Below are 2785 nucleotides of genomic sequence, written 5' to 3' on the forward strand. Positions count from 1 at the left end.
ACGCGAACGGGTGCGACGACGGCCGCGCGCGCCCCGGCCGGGGCCGGACGAGCGCCGGGTCACGCCCTTCGAGATCTTCTTCGATCTGGTCTTCGTCTTCGCGCTCACCCGGATCATGGCGCTGATCGAGCCGCACCCGACCCCGGCCGGGATGGCCAAGGGCCTGCTCCTGCTCGTGCTGCTCTGGGTGGCGTGGTTGTCGTACACCTGGTTGGGCAACCACACGCCCGCCGACGTCGGGGTGGTGCGCGGCGGGTTCCTGGTCGCGATGGCCGCGTTGTTCCTGGCCGCGCTCGCCATGCCGCAGGCGTGGACGCCGGGCCCGGGGCTGGACGGTCCGTTGATCGTCGTGCTGGCCTACGTGGTGCTGCGCGCGGTGCACCTGACGCTGTTCCACTGGGCCGCGGCGGGTGACCCGGAACTGCGCGCCCGGATCCGGTTCTTCGCGTGCGTCAGCGCCGTCGGGTGGGTGCCGCTGCTGCTCGGCGCGCTGCTGGACGGTGCCGCGCACGCGGCGCTGTGGGTGCTGGGCTTCGCCGTCGAGGTGGCCGGGCAGCGGCTGTCGTACGCCCGCCGGGGCGCCTGGCCGCTGCGCAGCCCGACGCACTTCGCCGAGCGGTACGGCCTGGTGCTGATCATCTCGCTGGGGGAGTCGGTGGTGGCCGCGGGAGTGGGCGCGGCCTCGGCGGTCACCGAGCCGTCGGTCCTCGCCGTGGCGCTCGTCGGTTTCGTGGTGACCGTCTGCCTCTGGTGGCTCTACTTCCGCAGCACCTCCCCGGAGGCGGCCCGGGCGCTCGCCGCCGCACCGGCGGCGCGGCGGGACCGGATGGCCGCGGACGCCTACAGCCAGACCCATCTGCTGCTCGTCGCCGGCGTCATCTACCTGGCGCTCGGCATCGAGCAGGTGCTGGAGCACGTCGCCGACCCGGAGGCCGGGCCCCGGCTGAACCGCTCGGCCGCGGTGGCGCTGTTCGGTGGCGCGGCCGTCTACCTGGCCGGACGGCTGCTGTTCCGGCGGCTGACCGGTCAGCCGGTGGGAGCGGCCCGGCTGGCCGTCGCCGGTGCGGCGTTGCCGCTGGCCGCGCTCGGGACGGCGCTGCCGCCGCCGCTGGCGCTGGCGGCGCTGGCCGGGCTGTTGCTGGTCGCGATCGCCGTCGATCGGCGCGGTGAGCCGTCCGCCGCCGGGCGGTCGGCGAATCAGCCGGTAGGCCGGGTCGCCGGGGGCGGAGGGTGAGCCTCACGCGTCGCGCGGCGCCCGCTTCGGGAAGACGGTGTACGCGACCGGCCAGAACACCAGCCAGCCCGCCATCACCACGGTGAGCCGGCCGGCCCACGCCCACAGCTCGGCGGTGCGCTCGCCGTCGCCGACCAGGGCGATGCCGCCGAGCAGCACGGCGCAGGCGACCGTCCAGCCGATCATGCCCTTGCCCCACTCGCGCCACTCGTGCCGGGCCCGCGCCATCCCGTACTTCGGGGCCCGGCGCGGGGGTGGCCCGCCGGCGAACCGGTGCGCGAACCGCTCGTCGGCCCAGCGCACCATGCTGTGCCCGAACGCCACCGAGAACCCGAGGTACGCGGCGGCGAGGCCGTGGGCGAACGTGGCTGTCGCGCCCCGGCGCAGGTCGATCATCGTGGCGGCCAGCAGCACGAGATCGACGACCGGCACGGCGATCAGCAGCGCCGCGCCGAGGCGGGGCCGGCGCAGCGGGTACCGGGCGATCAGCCCGGCGAGCAGCACCACCCAGAACGCCACCTCGCATCCGACGATCACTGCCACGAGCATGCGGCCTCCTTTTTTAGTACGCTGTGCGATAACCGTAGCAGCGTTCGTCGACCAGGTTCCGGAGGGCCCGTGCCCAAGATCGTCGACCACGACGCGCGCCGTGCCGAACTGGCGCGGGCGATGTGGCGGGTCGTCTACCGCGACGGCGTCGGCGCCGCCACCGTGCGCAGCATCGCGGCCGAGGCGGGCTGGTCACCGGGCGCGCTGCGGCACTACTTCGCGACCCAGACCGAACTGCTGGTGTTCGCCATGGAGCACGTACAGGCCGAGGCGGCCGAGCGGATCGCCGCCGACGACCGGACCGGGCCACCGCGCGCTGTCGCCCAGCGGGTGCTGGAACACCTGCTGCCGCTGGACCAGCAGCGCGTCCGCGAGGCCGAGGTGTGGCTGCTGCTCGCCGCGCGCGCCCAGACCGACCCGGCCGCGCGAGCCCGGATGGCCGAGGCGGACGACGGCATCCGCCGCGCCGCCGAGTTCGCCGTCTGCCTCCTCACCGGGGAACCGGCCCCCGACCCCGAGGCGGTCGCCGGGCTGCACGCCCTGCTCGACGGGCTCGCGCTGCACGCGCTGCTGCACCCCGAGCGGATGCCACCCGGGCGCGCCCGGGCGCTGCTCGGCGCGCACCTGGACACGCTCGCCGCGTCCTGACCGCCCTGGCCGCGTCCTGAGCGACTCAGTCGCCCGGACGCCGGCCCATCGCCGCGCCCAGCTCGGCGCGGCTGGCGATGCCCAGCTTGCGGTAGACCCGGGCCAGGTTCGCCTCGACCGTCTTCGGGCTGATGTAGAGCGCGTCGGCGATGAGCCGATTCGTCTGCCCCCGGGCGGCGAGCCGGGCCACCCGCTCCTCCGTCGCGGTGAGCGCCGTCGGTGCCGGGGTGCGGGCGCCGATGCGGCCCAGCTCCGCCCGCGCCCGGTCGGCGAACGCGGACGCGCCGAGCGCGTCGAACTCGGCCACCGCCGCGTCGAGCCCGCCCGCGCCTCCCGCCGCCGCCGCACCCGCCG

Annotated in this window: 4 protein-coding genes; 2 read left to right on the plus strand and 2 right to left on the minus strand. The window is 75.9% G+C overall.

The annotated features are described in order from the left end of the window. Positions 1-1234 (plus strand): low temperature requirement protein A (locus MCBG_RS03535; protein ID WP_043323839.1); only part of this gene is annotated, 1234 nt, incomplete at its 5' end. A gap of 3 nt (positions 1235-1237) precedes the next feature. On the opposite strand, the gene MCBG_RS03540 is transcribed toward MCBG_RS03535, so the two are convergent. Then, the gene (locus tag MCBG_RS03540) at positions 1238-1783 is read right to left on the minus strand and encodes a hypothetical protein (protein WP_043323841.1); all 546 of its coding nucleotides are present in this window, start codon (positions 1781-1783) and stop codon (positions 1238-1240) included. Positions 1784-1852: 69 nt separating this feature from the next. On the opposite strand from MCBG_RS03540, the gene MCBG_RS03545 reads away from it, so the two are divergent. Then, entirely contained in the window at positions 1853-2431 is a 579-nt protein-coding gene (locus MCBG_RS03545; protein ID WP_043323842.1) for a TetR/AcrR family transcriptional regulator, read from the plus strand. A gap of 25 nt (positions 2432-2456) precedes the next feature. On the opposite strand, the gene MCBG_RS03550 is transcribed toward MCBG_RS03545, so the two are convergent. Next, positions 2457-2785: helix-turn-helix domain-containing protein (locus tag MCBG_RS03550; protein ID WP_043323844.1), on the minus strand; the 329-nt coding region annotated here is incomplete at its 5' end.

It is taken from the genome of Micromonospora sp. M42, from assembly GCF_000568915.1.
GTDB lineage: Bacteria > Actinomycetota > Actinomycetes > Mycobacteriales > Micromonosporaceae > Micromonospora > Micromonospora chalcea.